The sequence below is a fragment of the Methylobacterium sp. A54F genome (assembly GCF_053346035.1).
The window spans coordinates 379,490-397,009 of sequence record NZ_JBKFBF010000002.1 but is presented as its reverse complement, the minus strand read 5'-3'; the positions used below and the strand labels follow the sequence as shown (position 1 = coordinate 397,009).

General features: G+C 71.2%; 19 protein-coding genes. 8 read left to right on the top strand and 11 right to left on the bottom strand.

The window, feature by feature from the left end; genetic code table 11:
• Positions 1 to 99: 99 nt before the first annotated feature.
• On the bottom strand, positions 100 to 1,203 hold the full coding sequence (gene atzD / locus ACLBXP_RS05560; RefSeq protein WP_447666577.1) for a cyanuric acid amidohydrolase: 1,104 nt from the start codon (positions 1,201 to 1,203) through the stop codon (positions 100 to 102).
• Between the two features lie 245 nt (positions 1,204 to 1,448).
• On the opposite strand from atzD, the gene rutR reads away from it, so the two are divergent.
• The 6 genes from rutR to ACLBXP_RS05530 all read left to right on the top strand — a co-directional run bounded on the left by rutR (position 1,449) and on the right by ACLBXP_RS05530 (position 5,936).
• Positions 1,449 to 2,117: an HTH-type transcriptional regulator RutR gene (rutR, locus tag ACLBXP_RS05555; RefSeq protein ID WP_447666576.1), complete on the top strand. Its 669-nt coding sequence runs from the start codon at positions 1,449 to 1,451 to the stop codon at positions 2,115 to 2,117.
• Positions 2,118 to 2,341: 224 nt separating this feature from the next.
• The gene (rutA, locus tag ACLBXP_RS05550) at positions 2,342 to 3,439 is read left to right on the top strand and encodes a pyrimidine utilization protein A (RefSeq protein WP_447666731.1); all 1,098 of its coding nucleotides are present in this window, start codon (positions 2,342 to 2,344) and stop codon (positions 3,437 to 3,439) included.
• On the top strand, positions 3,439 to 4,164 hold the full coding sequence (gene rutB / locus ACLBXP_RS05545) for a pyrimidine utilization protein B (protein WP_447666575.1): 726 nt from the start codon (positions 3,439 to 3,441) through the stop codon (positions 4,162 to 4,164). The genes rutA and rutB overlap by 1 nt, the downstream gene beginning before the upstream one ends.
• A 22-nt stretch (positions 4,165 to 4,186) precedes the next feature.
• Entirely contained in the window at positions 4,187 to 4,606 is a 420-nt protein-coding gene (rutC, locus tag ACLBXP_RS05540) for a pyrimidine utilization protein C (protein ID WP_447666574.1), read from the top strand.
• Positions 4,606 to 5,379, top strand: coding sequence for a pyrimidine utilization protein D (gene rutD / locus ACLBXP_RS05535; protein ID WP_447666573.1), 774 nt, complete (start codon positions 4,606 to 4,608; stop codon positions 5,377 to 5,379). Before rutC ends, rutD begins: the two co-directional genes overlap by 1 nt.
• 20 nt (positions 5,380 to 5,399) lie before the next feature.
• Complete coding sequence (locus ACLBXP_RS05530) at positions 5,400 to 5,936, top strand: flavin reductase (RefSeq protein WP_447666572.1); 537 nt, start codon at positions 5,400 to 5,402, stop codon at positions 5,934 to 5,936.
• A gap of 33 nt (positions 5,937 to 5,969) precedes the next feature.
• On the opposite strand, the gene ACLBXP_RS05525 is transcribed toward ACLBXP_RS05530, so the two are convergent.
• The 9 genes from ACLBXP_RS05525 to ACLBXP_RS05485 all read right to left on the bottom strand — a co-directional run bounded on the left by ACLBXP_RS05525 (position 5,970) and on the right by ACLBXP_RS05485 (position 15,549).
• Complete coding sequence (locus ACLBXP_RS05525; RefSeq protein ID WP_447666571.1) at positions 5,970 to 7,496, bottom strand: ABC transporter ATP-binding protein; 1,527 nt, start codon at positions 7,494 to 7,496, stop codon at positions 5,970 to 5,972.
• The gene (gene biuH, locus ACLBXP_RS05520; RefSeq protein ID WP_447666570.1) at positions 7,496 to 8,206 is read right to left on the bottom strand and encodes a biuret amidohydrolase; all 711 of its coding nucleotides are present in this window, start codon (positions 8,204 to 8,206) and stop codon (positions 7,496 to 7,498) included. The genes ACLBXP_RS05525 and biuH overlap by 1 nt, the downstream gene beginning before the upstream one ends.
• Before the next feature lie 5 nt (positions 8,207 to 8,211).
• Positions 8,212 to 9,240 (bottom strand): formamidase, encoded by a 1,029-nt coding sequence (locus ACLBXP_RS05515; RefSeq protein ID WP_447666569.1) that lies wholly within the window; start codon positions 9,238 to 9,240, stop codon positions 8,212 to 8,214.
• A gap of 14 nt (positions 9,241 to 9,254) precedes the next feature.
• The gene (locus tag ACLBXP_RS05510) at positions 9,255 to 10,178 is read right to left on the bottom strand and encodes an ABC transporter permease (protein WP_447666568.1); all 924 of its coding nucleotides are present in this window, start codon (positions 10,176 to 10,178) and stop codon (positions 9,255 to 9,257) included.
• Positions 10,175 to 11,320 (bottom strand): ABC transporter permease, encoded by a 1,146-nt coding sequence (locus tag ACLBXP_RS05505; RefSeq protein ID WP_447666567.1) that lies wholly within the window; start codon positions 11,318 to 11,320, stop codon positions 10,175 to 10,177. Before ACLBXP_RS05505 ends, ACLBXP_RS05510 begins: the two co-directional genes overlap by 4 nt.
• A 97-nt stretch (positions 11,321 to 11,417) precedes the next feature.
• Positions 11,418 to 12,521, bottom strand: coding sequence for a BMP family ABC transporter substrate-binding protein (locus ACLBXP_RS05500; RefSeq protein WP_447666566.1), 1,104 nt, complete (start codon positions 12,519 to 12,521; stop codon positions 11,418 to 11,420).
• A 281-nt stretch (positions 12,522 to 12,802) separates the two neighbouring features.
• Positions 12,803 to 13,057, bottom strand: coding sequence for a hypothetical protein (locus ACLBXP_RS05495; protein WP_447666565.1), 255 nt, complete (start codon positions 13,055 to 13,057; stop codon positions 12,803 to 12,805).
• 328 nt (positions 13,058 to 13,385) lie between these two features.
• Positions 13,386 to 14,222, bottom strand: a complete 837-nt coding sequence (pucL, locus tag ACLBXP_RS05490) for a factor-independent urate hydroxylase (protein ID WP_447666564.1) — start codon at positions 14,220 to 14,222, stop codon at positions 13,386 to 13,388.
• Between the two features lie 16 nt (positions 14,223 to 14,238).
• Positions 14,239 to 15,549, bottom strand: a complete 1,311-nt coding sequence (locus ACLBXP_RS05485) for a nucleobase:cation symporter-2 family protein (RefSeq protein ID WP_447666563.1) — start codon at positions 15,547 to 15,549, stop codon at positions 14,239 to 14,241.
• A 218-nt stretch (positions 15,550 to 15,767) separates the two neighbouring features.
• Here ACLBXP_RS05485 and ACLBXP_RS05480 point away from each other — a divergent pair, with 218 nt between their 5' ends.
• Positions 15,768 to 16,001 carry a hypothetical protein gene (locus ACLBXP_RS05480; RefSeq protein ID WP_447666562.1) on the top strand — a complete coding sequence of 78 codons (234 nt, stop codon included), beginning with the start codon at positions 15,768 to 15,770 and terminating at the stop codon, positions 15,999 to 16,001.
• Between the two features lie 167 nt (positions 16,002 to 16,168).
• The gene (locus ACLBXP_RS05475; protein ID WP_447666561.1) at positions 16,169 to 16,429 is read left to right on the top strand and encodes a hypothetical protein; all 261 of its coding nucleotides are present in this window, start codon (positions 16,169 to 16,171) and stop codon (positions 16,427 to 16,429) included.
• Positions 16,430 to 16,433: 4 nt separating this feature from the next.
• Here ACLBXP_RS05475 and ACLBXP_RS05470 read toward each other — a convergent pair whose 3' ends face one another.
• On the bottom strand, positions 16,434 to 17,486 hold the full coding sequence (locus ACLBXP_RS05470) for a BMP family ABC transporter substrate-binding protein (RefSeq protein ID WP_447666730.1): 1,053 nt from the start codon (positions 17,484 to 17,486) through the stop codon (positions 16,434 to 16,436).
• Between the last annotated feature and the right edge of the window lie 34 nt (positions 17,487 to 17,520).

Here is a 17,520-nt window from a genome sequence, read left to right as displayed (position 1 = left end):
GTCCGCCTCCCGCTGGTGCGCCGTCCGTCCCCCGGACAGCAAGGGTCGGGCCACCTCCGGCCCGCGCCATGCCCGCTGCTCTCGACGGACGGCGCCATGTCAGGCGCCGCTCCGCGCGATGACCGCGACCGGTCCGCCGCCGTCCGGCCCCTGGTGCTCGGCGCCGCCCGACACGAACAGGTCCGTCCGGCCGATCGCCGCGGCGGCGACGCCGCCCACCAGCGCCCGGGCGTGCCGCGTGGCATTGATGTCGCTGTCGTCGTTCATGATGTGGCGGCAGCCGCGGATCCGCCCGTCGCTCGACGGCTCGGCCTTGGCGAGGAGCGCCACCACCCGGGCGGCCTGCTCGGGCGCGAGCTGCCCGGCGCTGTCGAGACCGAGATCCGCGAGCGCGCCGCGGATCGCCGCCAGGTCGATGCCGTCCCGCATGACGCGGTGGGCGATGGCGTGCGGGCCGGTCCAGCCGGGCCCGTTGCCGAGCACGATCACCTCGCACCGCATCAGCTCGATGCCGGCCGAGGCGCTGGCGCGGCCCGACCAGAGGTCGGTGCGCTGCCCGATCGCGGCGTCGCCGAGCTCGGCCTCTGCGATCTCCCCGAGGGCGAGGCCGATGCCGAGGGCCGAGGCCCCGCGCGACAGGCCCATCGAGGCATAGGTGTCGTGGGTCGCGACGCCCTCGCCCCGGCCTGCGGCCTCCGCGATCCGCGCGCTGGTGAGCAGCGGGCACTTCACCTGCACGAAGTGGACGTCCGCCGCGTCGTGCAGGCCCGCGCGCGCCATGGCCTCCCCGACGGCCGCCGCGGTCGCCCGCACCTGCGCCATCCGGCCGATCTCCTCGGGCCGGAACTCCGCCGTGAAGGCGGTGCCCACCGCCAGGGCGCGGCCGGGCCCGGGGGCGGTCTCGCGCCGGGCGAGGATCAGGAGATGGGGCGAGAGGCCGCCCTCCGTGCCGCCCGACATCACGAGGGCGACGCGGGCGCCGACCGCCTCCGGCGAGCAGTCGAGATGGGGAGCGAGTGCCGCTTCGAGCGCCCGCACCGCGAGGGGCCGCGTGAAGTCGTTCACGCAGCCGTTGCCCTCGGTCTTGCCGAAGACGGCGACGATCTCGGAGGCGGCCACCGCGCCGGAGTCGAGGAGTGCCGCGAGGCCGGCGGTGTCGGCCGGGTGGGCGGTCGGAACGCGGAAGACGAGGCACTCGGGCATGGGCGTGGCTACGGCTCGTAGGGGAGGGGGCCGAAAGGCGCGAAGGCCTCGGCATCGATCGGCTCGATCGCAAGTCGACGCATCGGATCTCCGACCGGCGGGCGCCGCAGGGCGGGCCCGGCCTCATGCATACACGACGCCAACCATCCTGCGCCGGTCACGCCGAATCCGGAAATCGTCTAGGAACGTCAGAGCGCGCCGCGGCGCGGAGGGGGAGGTGGACCTTGCGCAGAAGCGAATCGGGGATGCCGGAGCGACGCAGACGCCGGGACGGCGCGGCGCGCCGGGAGAGCGTCCTCGATGCCGGGCTCGAGGTGTTCTCGACCGTCGGCCTGCGCGGCGCGAGCCTCGACCAGATCGCCGAGCGGGCCGGCCTCTCGAAGACCAACCTGCTCTACTACTTCCCCTCGAAGGAGGACCTCTACCTCGCGGTCTTGCGCCGCGTCCTCGACGTCTGGCTCGATCCGCTGGTCTCCCTCGACGCCGCGTCCGAGCCCGCAGAGGCGCTGCGGGGCTACATCCGCACCAAGATCGCGCTGTCGCGGGATGCTCCGCAGGCCTCGCGCCTGTTCTGCCTGGAGATCGTCCAGGGTGCCCCGGTCCTGCGGGCGGAGCTCGAAGGACCGCTGCGCGGGCTCGTGGAGGCCAAGGCCGCGGTGCTGCGCGGCTGGATCGCCGAAGGGCGCATCGCCCCCCACGACCCCCACCACCTGATCTTCTCCATCTGGGCCATCACCCAGCACTACGCGGACTTCGCCGCGCAGGTCGACGCCGTGCTCGGGCGAAGCCTGCAGGATCCGGAGTTCTTCGAGGCCACGGTGATGAACACCCAGCGCCTCATCCTCACGGGTCTCGGACTCGCGCGGGGCCCGTCTCCCGATTCGAGCGTCGATCCGGCGGGCGAGATCGGCTGAGCGCCCCGTCGGCAGGCAAACCGAGCCGCCCGGGCGGGCAATCCGCGGAGAGTTTGTGCAAACGGTCAAAATCCGGCGTGAAGAGTTTGACCGTATGGTCCAATTCTGTAGCCTCGGAGATGTCGCAAGTCGTTCCGGCCCGCTCCGGACGAACTCCGCAGCCCTCGCGCCGCTCCGCGGCGTCCGCCCGGGAGGTCGCCATGACCGACGCAGCAGATCCCATCCTGAACGTCGGCGTCTTCATCCCGATCGGCAACAACGGCTGGCTGATCTCCGAGAACGCGCCGCAGTACAAGCCGAGCTTCGCCCTGAACAAGGAGGTAACGCTCAGGGCCGAGGCGCACGGCTTCGACTTCGCGCTCTCGATGATCAAGCTGCGCGGCTTCGGCGGCAAGACGGAGTTCTGGGACCACAACCTCGAATCCTTCACCCTCATGGCGGGGCTCGCCGCCGTTACGAGCCGCATCAAGCTCTTCGCCACGGCGCCGACCCTGTGCATCCCGCCGGCGATCACAGCCCGGATGGCGGCCACGATCGACTCGATCTCGGACGGGCGCTTCGGCCTCAACCTGATCACCGGCTGGCAGAAGCCCGAATATTCACAGATGGGTCTGTGGCCGGGGGACGAGTACTTCGCCAGGCGCTACGAGTACCTCGCGGAGTACGCGCAGATCCTGCGCGACCTGTGGGAGACCGGCGCCAGCGATCGCAAGGGTGCGTTCTTCCAGATGGACGATTGCCGCCTGAGTCCGCGCCCGCAGGCGCTGATGAAGCTGATCTGCGCCGGCCAGAGCAGCGCCGGCATGGACTTCACCGCGACCTACGCGGACTACAATTTCTGCTTCGGCAAGGGCATCAACACGCCGACCGCCTTCGCGCCCACCGTCGAGCGGCTGGAGGCGGCGCGGGCGAAGACCGGGCGGGAGGTGTCCTCCTACGTGCTCTTCATGATCATCGCGGACGAGACCGACGCGGCCGCCGAGGCGACCTGGGAGCACTACAAGGCGGGCGCGGACCAGGAGGCCATCGCGTGGCTCGGCGTGCAGGGCGCGGCCGACACCAAGTCCGGCGGCGACACCAACATCCGCCAGATGGCCGACCCGACCTCGGCCGTGAACATCAACATGGGCACGCTGGTGGGCTCCTACGCGAGCGTCGCCCGGATGCTCGACGAGGTCGCAAGCGTGCCCGGCACCGGCGGCGTGCTGCTGACCTTCGACGACTTCGTGAAGGGCGTCGACACCTTCGGCACCCGGATCCAGCCGCTGATGGCCAGCCGCCGGCACGTCGTGCCGGCCGCGAGCCTCGCCGAGGTGGCCTGATGAGCGAGCCCGCGGGCTACCGCGACCCGGCGGGCCGGCAAGGGGACGTGACGCTCCCGGCCCGGCCGGAGCCGATCGCCTTCGACGCGGCGGCGACCGCCCTGATCGTGGTCGACATGCAGAACGCCTACGCGTCGCGGGGCGGCTACCTCGACCTCGCCGGCTTCGACGTCTCGGAAACCGGACCCGTCATCGAGCGCATCGGCCGGGCCGTCGCGGCGGCGCGGGCCGCGGGCCTCACGGTCGTCTGGTTCCAGAACGGCTGGGACCCGGACTACGTCGAGGCGGGCGGCCCGGGATCGCCGAACTGGCACAAGTCGAACGCCCTCAAGACCATGCGCCGCCGGCCCGAGATGAACGAGCGGCTGCTCGCCCGCGGCACCTGGGACTACGCCCTCGTCGACGCGCTGCGGCCTGCGCCCGGCGAGATCGTCCTCGGCAAGCCGCGCTACAGCGGCTTCTACAACACGCAGCTGGACAGCCTCCTGCGCAGCCGCGGGATCCGCACGCTGGTCTTCACCGGCATCGCCACCAACGTCTGCGTCGAGTCCACGCTGCGGGACGGGTTCTTCCTCGAATATTTCGGCATCGTCCTGGCCGACGCGACTCATCCGGCGGGCCCGCCGGCCCAGCAGGCCGCCGCCCTGTGGAACATCGAGACCTTCTTCGGCTGGGTCTCGGACGTCGACGCCTTCGAGACCGCCCTCGGGGCGGACCCCCGCTGATCCGCGAAGCCAGGAGGCGCTCGTGCCCAAGACCGTCATCATCCCGCCCGGAACGGGCAAGCCCCTCGCCCCCTACGTCCCCGGCACGCTCGCCGACGGCGTGCTCTACGTGTCCGGGACGCTGCCGCTGGACGCCGACGCCAACGTCGTCCACGCCGGCGATGCCGCCGCGCAGACGCGCCACGTCCTGGAGACGATCCGGGGCGTCGTCGAGGCGGCCGGCGGCAGCATGGAGGACGTGACCTTCAACCACGTCTTCCTGAAGGACTGGGCCGATTACGGCGCCATCAACGCTGTCTACGCGGAGTACTTCCCGGGCGAGAAGCCGGCCCGCTACTGCATCCAGTGCGGGCTCGTGAAGCCCGAGGCCCTGGTCGAGATCGCCTCGGTCGCCCATGTGGGCCATCCGGTCGGGGCCCTGGCCGTCGGCACCTCGGTCTGATGGGCCTCTACCACGAGAGCCACGGGGCAGGGCCGCGCACGATCCTCCTGTCGCCGGGCCTCGGCGGCAGCTGCGCCTACTTCGAGCCGCAGCGCGCGGCGCTCGCTGCACGGTTCCGGGTGGTCGGCTACGACCACCGCGGCACGGCCCGCTCGCGGGGGCCGCTGGAGCCCGGGCACGACATCGCCGCGATGGCCCGCGACGCCCTCGGCGTCCTCGACGAGCTCGGCATCGCGCAGGCCGACATCGTCGGGCACGCCCTCGGCGGCCTGATCGGCCTGCAGCTCGCACGCATGAACCCCGAGCGGGTCGGGCGCATCGTCGTGATCAATGGCTGGTCCAGCATGGACCCGGCGACCCGACGGTGCTTCGCGGCCCGCAAGGCGCTCCTCGCGTCTGTGGGGCCCGAGGCCTTCGTGCGGGCGCAAGCGATCTTCCTCTACCCGGCGCCCTGGCTCTCGGCGCACGCCGCGCGCGTCGCCGAGGACGAGGCTCACGCGCTGGCGCAGTTTCCCAGGATCGAGACGGTGATGACCCGGATCGGCGCGCTCGAAGCCTTCGACCTCCGCGCCGACCTCGGGAAGATCCGGCATGAGACCCTGGTGATGGCCGCGCGCGACGACGTCCTCGTGCCCTGGACCGCCTCCGAGGCCCTGGCGGCCGGCTTGCCGAATGCCCGCCTCGACCTCGCTCCGGAGGGTGGCCACGCGCACAGCGTCACCCAAGCCGACGCCTTCAACGCCACCATGATCGATTTTCTCGCGCGCGCCTGATGCGCCCCGGAGGTGAGCCGATGCCGCAGGCGATCCCGAGCGACACCGTGACCGGTGCGGCCTATCGCGACGCGATGGCCCGCCTCGCCGGCGCCGTCCACCTCGTCACGACCGACGGGCCGGCTGGCCGGGCCGGCTTCACGGCGAGCGCCGTCTGCAGCGTCAGCGACGCGCCGCCCACGCTCCTCGTCTGCATCAACCGGACGTCGTCGGCCTACGAGGCCGTGTGCCGCAACGGCCAGCTCTGCGTGAACACGCTGGCGGCCGGGCAGGAGCCCGTGGCCGCGGCCTTCGGAGGCGGGGCACCGATGGCGGAGCGCTTCGCCGCCGGGACGTGGCGCGCCGGCCCGTCCGGTCTTCCGATGCTCGCAGGCGCGCTCACGGGCTTCGCCTGCCGCATCGGTGCACGCCACACCGTGGGCAGCCACGACGTGCTGTTCTGCGAGGTCTTTTACGTCGCCAACCCGGAGGGTGGAACGGCGCTCGTCTACGCGGGCCGCCACTACCGGCCGCTGCCGATCGCGGACGAGCCGACCTGGCGAGCGGCCGCCGAGTAGTCGGTCCGCCCGGCACCCGCGGTTCCCCAACCGTCAGTGGTGCCCGGCCATGTGGCTGCCGATCACCGACACCTCCGCGGTGGCGGCCGGCGTCTCGTAGACGATGCGGCCCTCGGACATCACTAGGACGCGGTCGGACAATTCGAGGATCTCGTCGAGATCCTCGCTGATCAGCAGGACGGCCGCCCCCGCGTTGCGTGCGGCGACGATCCGGTTGCGGATCTCCGAGACCGCCGCGAAGTCGAGGCCGAAGCAGGGGTTCACGACGATGAGGAGATCGACGGGGTCGGTCAGCTCGCGCGCCAGCACCGCCCGCTGCACGTTCCCGCCCGACAGGGTCGCGATCGGCGCTTCGGCCGACGCGGTCTTCACCTTGAACCGCTCGATCAGGTCGCGGGCGCGGCGGCGCATGGCGCCCTGGTCGAGCCACAGCGTCGGCGGCCGCGCGATGTCCTCCCCGCGCCGGTCGAAGGCGCGGAACGCGAGGTTCTCCGTCACCGACATGAACGGCGCGCAGGCGTTGCGCAGCGGTTCCTCGGGGATGAAGCGCACCCGGCGGGCCCGACTCTCCCGGCGCGCGCCCGAATAGGGCTCGCCCGCCACGAGGACGCGGCCGCCCGTCGCCCGGATCTGCCCGCCGAGGACGTCCGCGAGCTCCTTCTGTCCGTTGCCGGAGACTCCGGCGATCCCGACGATCTCGCGGGCCTGCACCGCGAGGTTCGCCACCGTGAGATGACGAAGGCCGGACTGGTCGGTGGCGGTAACGCCCTCGAGGTGGAGGACGGTACGGTCGGGATCCGCGTCGCCCGTCCGGGCGGCGACCGCCCGCACCGTGCGCTCGCCCACCATCATCGCGGCCATGTCGTCCCGCGAGACGGCGCCGACCGTGCCGCCGCCCACGAGGCGGCCCCGGCGCAGGACGCTGAACGAGCGCGCGAACGTCTCGACCTCGCGGAACTTGTGGCTGATCATCAGCACTGTCAGCTCGCCGCGATCCGCCATCCCACGCAGCAGGCCCAGGACCTCCTCGGCCTCGGCCGGCGTCAGGACTGAGGTCGGCTCGTCGAGGATCAGGCAGCGGGCCTTGAGGTAGAGCTGCTTGACGATCTCGAGCTTCTGCTTCTCGCCAGCGGCGAGTTCCGCCACCGGGCGGTCGAGATCGAGGCGGAAGGGCATCCCGGCCATGAACTGTGCGAGCGCGGACCGCTCCCGCCGCCAGTCGATGATCCGCGGCGCGTCGGCGCGGGCGATCACCAGGTTCTCGGCGCCCGTGAGTGAGGGAACCAGCGTGAAGTGCTGGTAGACCATGCCGAGGCCGCGCGCCTGGGCGCCCTTCGGGTTGGTGATCTCGGCCTCGCGACCGTCCACCAGCACCGCGCCGCTCGTGGGCGCGTAGAAGCCCATCACGCACTTGACGAGGGTCGACTTGCCGGCGCCGTTCTCGCCGAGCAGCGCGTGGAAGCCGCCCGGCTCGATCTTCATCGACACGTCGTCGAGGGCCGCGAAGCCCCCGAAGCGCTTCGTCATGCCGATGGTCTCGATCCCGATCGCGGTGCCCATCAGCCCATCGCCCGCAGGATCGCCGCCGAGGAGGCGACGGCGCCGAACACCCCGCCCTGCATGGTCACCATCCGGAGCGCGGCGGCGTGGTTGCCCGGATCGGTCGCGGCGGTCGCGTCGGAGACGATGACGCACTCGAAGCCGCGATCGTTGGCCTCGCGCATGGTGGTGTGCACGCAGACATCCGTCGTGATGCCGGTGAGGATCAGGTTGCGGATGCCGTGCCGGTTGAGGATCAGCTCCAGGTCGGTGGCGCAAAACGAGCCCTTGCCGGGCTTGTCGATCACCGGCTCGCCGGCGAGCGGCGCCAGCTCGGGGATGATCTCCCAGCCCGGCTCGCCACGCACCAGCACGCGGCCGCAGGGGCCCGGGTCGCCGATGCCCGCGCCGATCCGCCGGGAGCGCCAGCGCTTGTTCTCGGGCAAGTCCGCCAGATCCGGGCGATGGCCCTCCCGGGTGTGGATGACGTGGTAGCCGAGGCGGCGGGCGGCTGCGAGGAGCCGCCCGATCGGGCCGATCGGTGCCCGGGTCAGGGCGAGGTCGTAGCCCATCGCATCGACGTAGCCGCCCGGCCCGCAGAAGTCGGTCTGCATGTCGATGATCACGAGGGCGGTCGACCGCGGGTCGAGACTGCCGTCGTAGGGCCAGGGATAAGGCTCGGCCTCGACGTGCCGCTGCGCGCCCGGCCTTTCAGCGGCAGGGAGGGGCATCGCCGTCATTCGGCCGCCTCCCGGCTCGGCAGGGACAGCTCCGCCTCGTAGGTGCGGGTCGGCTCCGGGAAGCCGCAGGACGTGCCGTCGGTGACCTGGACTTCGTGCTCCCAGGGCAGCCTGTACCGGCCCGCCGCCAGGTCGTGCATGTAGGTGTAGGGGCAATCCCCTGCGCCGCCCTTCACGGCCGTGTAGCCGCGATGGCCGAGCTGGTAGATGTTGTTCTCGACGCCCCAGTGGCGCCGCGCTTCGCGCACGAGGTCGGGGCGGACCTCGGCGGTGATGATCTCGTCCGGGCGCCCGGTGGTGCCGTGGGCGATGACCGCGCCGTCGAAGTTGACGATCATGCCTTCGCCCATGGAGTCGAAGGTGCCGTCGGAGCCGCACATGCAGACGTTGGCGGTCACCATCAGGTTGCAGAAGGCGTTGGACTGGTTGGTGAATCGCCAGGAATCCCGGATCGGAGCGGTGTAGCCGGCCGTGCGGATCATGATCTCGGCGCCCTTGTAGGCGCACTCCCGCGCCATCTCGGGGAACATGCCGTCGTGGCAGATGATGAGCGCGATCTTCGCGCCCTTCGGCCCCTCGATGACCGGGATGCCGAGGTTTCCCGGCTCCCAGGGCTCGACCGGCACCCAGGGATGCATCTTGCGATAGTAGAGCTTGAGGTCGCCCGCGTCGTCGATGATCAACCCGGAATTGTAGGGATTGCCGTGCGGGTTGAACTCCATGATCGAGAAACAACCCCAGATCTTGTTCTCGCGGCAGGCTGTCCGGAAGGCCGCGACCTCCTGTCCGTCGAGGCGGCAGAGGATGTCCGGGCTGGTGTCCATCGAGAGTCCGTGGAGCGCGTATTCGGGGAACACCACGAGATCCATGCCGGACAGGTTGGCGCGGGCCTTGGCGGTCATCGCCACGATGCGCGCGGTCTGGGCAGCCAAGTCGGCCGGGGTCTTCACGACCGGCAGCTGAAGCTGCACGAGGCCGATGACGACGCCGTTCGGCGCCTTGTTCAGTCCGCCCAGTCCGTTCATCGGCGGGGTACTCCTTAGCGCGAGAGGCCGAGCTCGCCCGGTGCGCCGGCCAGCGCCCGGTCGGGCGAGGAGGTGGCGACGAGGAGCGCGAGGGTGAGCACGTAGGGGGCGGCGTAGAACAGGTAGTAGCCCTGCGAGACACCGACCGACTGCAGGGCGGGCCCCAGCGCCCCGGCACCGCCGAACAGCAGGGCGGCGCCGAAGCAGGCGAGGGGGTTCCAGCGCGCGAAGATCACGAGCGCCACCGCCATCAGCCCCTGCCCGGAGGAGATGCCCTCGTTCCAGGAGCCCGGGTAGTAGAGCGACAGGTAGGCGCCGCCGATGCCGGCGAGCACGCCCCCCGCGGCAGTGGAGAGGATGCGCACGCGGTTCACGTCGTAGCCCATGGCGCGGGCGGCATCGGCGCTGTCGCCCGCAACCCGCACGATCAGGCCCGCCTTGGTGTTCCGGAACGCCCACCACAGGACGACGCTGAGGGCGGCGCCGGCGAGGAAGAGCACGTTCACCCGCAGGGCCGCCTGCACCTGCGGCAGGTCCGACCAGAAGCCGAAGGAGATCGCCGGCAGCGGCGGGGCGGAGGGCTGGATGAACGGCTTGCCGAAGAAGAAGGCGAGGCCGGTGCCGAACAGCATCAGGGCGATGCCGATGGCGATGTCGTTGACCCGCGGCAGCGAGCAGATCAGCCCGTGCAGGAGGCCGAACCCGCCGCCCGCGAGGGCCGCGGCGAGCACGCCCGCCCAGGGCGAGCCCGTCAGGACTGCCGTGGCGTAGGCCGACATCGCGCCGAACACCAACGTGCCCTCGAGCCCGAGGTTGATCCGCCCGGAGCGCTCGGTGATCGTCTCCCCGAGGCTCACGAACAGGAACGGGGTCGAGACCCGGATGGCGCCGCCGACCACGGCGAGGAGGACGCTCCAGAGGCCGAGGTCGCCGCTCATGCGCGGGCTCCCGCCGCCTGCTTGGCGGCCCAGAGGTGGGGGCTGAACACCTTGAAGCGGCCGTAGGCCGTCTCGCTCACCAGCACGCAGAGGAAGAGCAGGCCCTCCAGCACGAGCACGGTGGCGTCGGGCAGCTGCATCCGGCGCTGGATCAGCCCGCTCGATGCCTCGATCCCGCCGAGCAGGAGCGCGACCGGCGGGATGGCGAGCGGATTGTGGCGCGCCAGGAAGGCGATCAGGATGCCGGTGAAGCCGTAGCCGGCCGCGAGCGTCGCATTGGCGTTGCCCTGGACGGCCGCGACCTCGAAGAACCCGGCGAGCGCCGCGCAGGCGCCGCCGAGCGCCGTGAAGCCGACGATGAGGCGGCCGACCGCGAGACCCTGGATCTGCGCCGCGCGCACGTTGCCGCCGGCGATCCGCGCCGCGAAGCCGAGGGTGGTGCGGTCCATCAGCAGGTAGGCCGCGAGGCAGGCCAGCACGCCGGCCCCCAGCCCCCAATGCACGCCGATCCCCGGCATGGGGCCGAGCATGTTGGCCTCGCCCACCGGGAGGGTGGACGGCTTGTTGAGGCTCGCCGGATCGCGGAAGGCCCCCTCGATCAGGTGGTTCGCCACCGCGATGGCGATGTAGGAGAGGAGGAGGCTCGAAATGGTGGCGTTGACGCCCCGGTAGGCCTGCAGGAACCCGACCGCGCCGATCCAGGCCGCGCCGACGAGAGCGGCCGCCAGCGCCATGGCGACGAGGACGACGGCGGGCGGCAACCCGGCGAGCGGCGGTGCCACCACGGCCGCCGCGAGGCCGCCGAGCACGATGGCGCCCTCGCCGCCGATCACGATCAGCCCCAGCCGCGCGGGCAGGGCCACGCACAGAGCGGCGAACAGGAGCGGCGCGGCGCGCTGCAGGCTGTTCTGAAGCGCGAAGGACGATCCGAAGCCGCCCCGCCAGACGAGATCGACCAGGGAGGCCGGCGATTTGCCGAGCGCCAGCAGGAACAGGCTGAACAGGCCGAAGCCCATCAGCGCCGCGCAGATCGGGATCACCAGGCTCTCGGCCCGGCGGGCGAGCCAGGCGAGGACCTGCAGGAGGACGGAGGGCCGTGCGGCCGGGACCGTCAGGGTCGATGGGGCGGCATCCGCAACCATGGCGGGTCCTCCGGCGTCGGGGAGTTGTGCCGGCGCGGCAGAAACCGTGCCAGCCGGCTCTGAGGCGCCGCGCCGGAGCGGGCGCGGCCGTCCCGGATCAGACGGAGCCCCTGACGCCCGCGACGAGGTAGTTGGTGCTCTCGAGCTCGGCCGCCTTCTCGGGCAGGCCCTTGCCGGCGGCCATGATCTCCTTGCCGGTGTTGTCCTTGAGCGGGCCCTTGATGATCTCGTAGCCGCCCTTCAGCATCTCGGCCTTGACCGCATCGGCGTTGCGCCGGGCGGCCTCGCTCACGGCGGGTCCGTAGGGGCTCATCTTGACGAAGCCGTCCGCGAGGCCGCCGCGCAGGAAGTTCGGCGGGCTGCGGCCGGCCTGCACGTCTTCCACGAAGCCCTTGTAGATCGGCAGCCAGTTCCATTCGGCGCCGGTCAGGTACTTCTGCGGCGCGAGGGGCGACTGGTCGACGTGGTAGCCGCACACGAAGGCGCCGCGGCGGGCGGCGGTCTCCACCGTCACCTTCGGGCTGTCGACGTGGCAGGTGATGACGTCGGCCCCGCCGTCGATCAGCGCGTTGGTGGCCTCCGCCTCCTTGACGGCCAGCGACCACTCGCCGGTGAAGATCACCTGGCAGGTGATCGAGGGGTCGACGCTCTGCGCGCCGAGCAGGAACGCGTTGATGTTGTTGAGGACCTGCGGGATGGGCTTGGCCGCCACGAAGCCGAGCTTCTTCGACTTGCTGGTGTGGCCGGCGACGACGCCGTTCAGGTACTGACCCTGCGCGATGTAGCCGAAGTAGGAGCCTGCGTTCTTCGGGTCCTTCTCGGTCCAGAGGCCGCCGCAATGGCGGAACTGCACCTTCGGGTTCTTCTTCGCCTCGGCGACGAGGTAGGGCGTGAAGTAGCCGAACGAGGTCGGGAAGAGCAGGGTCGCCCCGTCGAGGTTGATCATGCTCTCCATGGTCTTCTCGACGGCGTTCGTCTCGGGGACGCGCTCCTCTTCGGTGACTTCGAGGCCCGGCATCGCCTTCAGGGCCTTCGCGGCGACGGCGTGGGCCTGGTTGTAGCCGTAATCGTCCTTGGGGCCGACGTAGATGAACCCGATCGTGAGCGGGCCGGCGGCCCGGGCAGGACCGGCGAGGCCCGCCAGGCCGAGAGCCGCGGCGCCGCCGAGGAGGTGTCTGCGCGTCAGGTCAGGGGGTGCCACCGGTCCGTGCTCCGCCGAAATGAAATCTCGTCACGGGCAGGAATTTTAGGCGCTCTGCCGGAACCGGCGAAGCAACGAATTGCGGCAACTCCGGAGAGGCGGCCGCGCTCTGCGCAGTCGGTGATTGAGGTTCGGGCGCCTAAAAGCGCGTCCGTGTATGCACGCTCACGCGGCAGGATTGTCGAGGGAATTCAGGCGCTCGCGAGCCAGGGCCGGGGAGCGATTCGCAGAGTTCGGGCGGCGTCCGTGTATGCACGGACGCCGGCTCTTTGGCGGCTTTCTCAGCGCTGCGGGTAGCCGCGCAGCGTGCGGGTGTGCCCGAGCGATCCTGTGGCGAGATCATCGCTCAGGCGCGGGTCGGCGTAGCGCGCCGGGGCATCGCGCGCGTCGAGGAAGTTCGCGATCGCGGCGCGCCCCTCCAGGCCGCCGGGTGCCAGGGCGGGGGGGATGCCCGCGGGGGCATTGTAGCTCTGCGCGAGGGCGGCGCTGCCGGAGAACGCCAGGAGGAGGGCTGCGGCGGTGAGGCGTGCGGACATGGCGGAATCCAGTTCTTTCGGCGAGCCGGATTGATCGGTGGCTCGCCCACTGGGAGCGATATGTTGTGCAGCGCTGGCGCATCAATCGCCACCCACTGCACAGAATGCGCGCACGAACCTAGGTTTCCTGTCTCCGGCAAGGCGAGAACTTCGGAAGCGCTTTCCGAAAATCCAGGGTAATCATCGGGTTAGCGGGCGATGCCCGAGATTTGGCCATTTTCGACGAGGCGATCGCTACGGGTGCGCTTTGTCACGCGGCCAGCCGACGGGGGCACAGAACAGCGCCCGCGCGGGGGATTTCGCAGGTGCCGGCTGATGCGGGGCCCTGTCAGGAACGCCCGATCGTCGCCTCGATCTGCCCGTGCGGCTCGTCGGTGGGCAGGAAGACCTGGCCCACATTCTCCAAGTCGAAGGGCGTCAGGTTGATCGGGATGTAGTGCTTGTTCGGCATCGCGAAGCTGATCTCCGCGATCTCCGGGATCGCTGCGAGCACCGCCTCGCCCATCCGGTACATGCTGTCCTGCACGCCCCGGCTGTAGGTGGTGCCGAACACGGCGATCAGCGTGTCGAGGACCTGCGCATTCGTGGCGGCGTAGTCGTCCGGCACGCCCTGCCAGGTCCAGGTGGCGTCCATGCTGGTCGCGGCGATGCGGTCCGTGGTGTCGGAGAGCGTCCGGTAGCCGTCATCCACGAAGTCCGACCAGCCCGACTGCGTGGTCTTCATGAAGGTGTAGCCGCGCAGGCCCGAGCGCAGGACCGTCCCGTCCCGCCCGGCGTCCAGCTCGACGAAGCCGCGGCCGTTCCCGTCCAGCGTGAAGGTGTGGCCGTGGGGGGCGCCCGCGATGGCGTGGCGACGCCAGCGCGTCTCCAGCGCCCGGATGGTCACGGCCTCGACCTGCGGATAGCTGTCGAGGAACACGGCGGCCACCGCCTGCACGAACGCCTCCGTGTCGGCCGAGACGTGGCGCGCCGCCGTGACGTTGACGATGTTCTTGACGCTGTCGGTCGCCACGCAGGCGCGGTTGTCGCCCTCGGTCCAGGCCGCGTCGAAGCTGCCGCGCATCAGCACCGTGAGATCGAGTTCCCGCGGGGTATGATGGTCGCCGTCGCGGGTCAGGCGCATGATCCGCACACGGGCCTTCCCGTACTGGGCCGCCTTCAGCATCGCCGCGAACTCCCGATCAATGGGCCTCGGCCGCCCGGGCCTGCCGGAGGGCGGCATCGCGCGCCTCCGCGTCGCCGCCGAGCCCGTTGAAGAACAGGTTGAGCAGGACCGCCGCGATCGCGGCGAGGAGAATGCCGGATTCGAGCAGCGGGTGCAGCGCGTGCGGCATCTGCTTGAAGAAGTTCGGCGCGACGAGGGGGATCATGCCGAAGCCGACCGAGATCGCCACCACGAAGAGGTTATCGCGGTTGCCGGCGAAGTCGACCGCCCCGAGGATCCGCGCGCCCGTGGCCGCCACCATGCCGAACATCACGAGGCCGGCGCCGCCGAGCACGCACTGGGGCACGGCCTCGACGAGGGCGGCGAGCTTCGGGATGAGGCCCAGCACCAGCATGATCGCGCCGCCCGCCACGGTGACGTAGCGCGAGCGGATGCCGGTGACGCCGACGAGCCCGACGTTCTGCGAGAACGACGTGTACGGGAAGGTGTTGAACACGCCGCCGATCAATGTGCCGAGCCCGTCGGCCCGCAGGCCCCGCGACAGGCGCTCCTCCGTCACCGGATCCTCGGTGATCTCCGAGAGCGCCAGGAACATGCCGGTCGACTCGATCATCACCACGATCATCACGATGCAGAGGGTGACGATCGAGACGGGGTCGAAGGTCGGCAGACCGAACGCGAAGGGGCGGACCACGTCGAGCCAGGGCGCGCGGGCGACGTTCGCGAAATCGACGAGGCCGAGGGGCAGGGCGATCAGCGTCCCGGCCACGATCCCGATGAGCACCGCCGCCGAGGCGACGAAGCCCGAGGCGAAGCGCGTGATGGCGAGGATGATCATCAGAACGACGGCCGCGATGGCGAGGTAGGTCGGGGCCCCGTAATTCGGGTTGCCGACGCCCCCGGCCGCCCAGTTGACGCCGACGCGCATGAGCGAGACGCCGATGACTAGGATGATGGTGCCGGTGACGACGGGCGGGAACAGCGGCAGCAGCCGGCCGACGAGCGGCGCGACGAGCATGCCGAACAGGCCCGCCGCGATGACGGCGCCGTAGATCCCCGTGAGCCCGATCGCCGGGTTCGTGCCCATCGCGATCATCGGCGTCACGGAGGCGAAGGTGACGCCCATCATCACCGGCATGCGGATGCCGATGCCGGGCACGCCCCAGCTCTGCACGAGCGTCGCGAGCCCGCAGGCGAACAGATCGGCGCTGACGAGGAGGGCGATCTGCTCGGGCGGCAGCTTCAGCGCGCGCCCGACGATGAGCGGCACCGCCACGGCGCCCGCGTACATCACCAGCACGTGCTGCAGGCCGAGGAGGCCGAGCATCGGCGGGGACACCCGCGCGGGCGGCGCCGGCCGGCCGGGTGCGGGCTCGGGTACTTGGGAGGCGGCAGGCCGGTCATCCATCGCTCAACCGTCGCTCCCGATCCCGCGGTCCATCCGGACGCATTCGCGCAAGCGACATGCCAGAGCGCCTCGGCCCCTGGAACCGGCTGCGGGCCGGCGCGCTTGTCCCGCGGCATTCACGAGGGGAAGGGATCTCGATGGCTTCGACGTCATGGTGGCTGCGGGCCGCCCCGCTCGCCCTGGTCCTTCTCTGCGCGGGTGCGCCCGTTCCTGCGGGGGCCGCGCCGGCCACCGCCTGGAGCCAGGGGACCCTGACCCCGCCCGCCGGGCAGCCGCGGGTGACGGCGCCGGGCGGCGCGCGCCGAGGCCTGCGGCGCGGCCATCGGGGCGGTCGCGGGCTCCTCCTCCGGAAGCCGCGCCACCGGCGCTGAGCCGGACTTCGGGTGATTGGACCGGGGATGTGCCGACGCCCTCGGCAGATTGCACAGAGTTCGGGCGGGACGGCGCCGGGCGGGCCGGAACCTTCGGGGCACCCTCCGTTTTGGCACGTCGATCGACCCGGGCGTCGCTGCCCCACGGGTCCGTGCCGGAGCCTGTCATGAGCCTGAAAGCCGTCCCCGCCCTCGCGGCCCTCGCCCTCATCGCCCCCTTCTGCGGCCCGGCGGCGGCGCAGTCGGTCGGCGCCCCGGCCGGGCGCGAACCCGCCACCGCCCCCGGCGGCACGGAGGGGCTCGCCGGCCCCCGCAACGAGTCCGAGGCCATCCGGGCCGGCGACGCCGTCCCGGTGACGCCGGGCCGCGGCATCCCCGTCGAGGCGCCGCCGGCCGAGCCCGTCGCGCCGCCCCCGCCGCGCAACTGAGGCGCTACTGCGGGAGCTTGTCGTCGATCCCCTTCACGTACCAGTTCATGCCGAGGATCATCGGATCGGGGGCGGTCTCGCCCTCCTTCACGGCGAGGCTGCCGTCCTGCTTCACCACGGGCCCCGCGAAGGGGTGGATCTTGCCCGAGACGATGCCGGCCTTGGTCTCCTCGGCGAGCGCCTTCACGTCGTCGGGCATGTTGGCGAAGGGCGCGAGCACGACCATGCCGTCCTTGATCCCGCCCCAGGTGTCGTGGCTCGTCCAGGTGCCGTCGAGGGCGGCGCGCGCCTCGGCGATGACGTAGCCCGACCAGTCGTCCACGATGGAGGTGAGCTGCGCCTTCGGGGCGAAGCGGGACTGGTCGGAGGACTGGCCGAAGGCGAGCTTGCCCTGCTTCTCGGCCTCCTGCAGCGGGGCCGCCGAGTCGGTGTGCTGCGAGAGGATGTCGGCGCCCTGGGCGAGCAGCGCCTTGGCGGCCTCCGCCTCCTTGCCGGGGTCGAACCAGGAGTTCACCCAGACGATCTTCACCTTGACGTTCGGGTTCACGGACTGCGCGCCGAGCATGAAGGCGTTGATGCCGCTCACCACCTCTGGGATCGGGAAGGAGGCGATGTAGCCGAGCGTGCCGGACTTCGTGAGCTTGCCGGCAATCTTCCCGCAGACGTAGCGGCCCTCGTAGAACCGCGCCGAGTAGGTCGCGACGTTGGCGCTGCGCTTGTAGCCCGTGGCGTGCTCGAAGCGGATCTTGGGGAATTTCTTGGCGACCTTCAGGGTCGGCTCCATGAAGCCGAACGAGGTCGTGAAGATCAGCCCCATGCCCGAGCGGGCGAGCTTCTCGATGGCGCGCTCGCTGTCGGCCTCGGGCACGTTCTCGATGAACGTGGTCTCGACCTTGTCGGGAAGCGCGGCGGCGAGCGCCTTGCGGCTCTCGTCGTGCTGGAACGAGTAGCCGTAATCCGCCACGGGCCCGACGTAGACGAAGCCGACCTTGAGCTTGTCCTCGGCGCGTGCCGGGGACAGACCGATGAGCGCGACCATCAGCGCGCCGACCATCATACGCATCGTGGAACGATCCCCTTGTTCGTTGCGG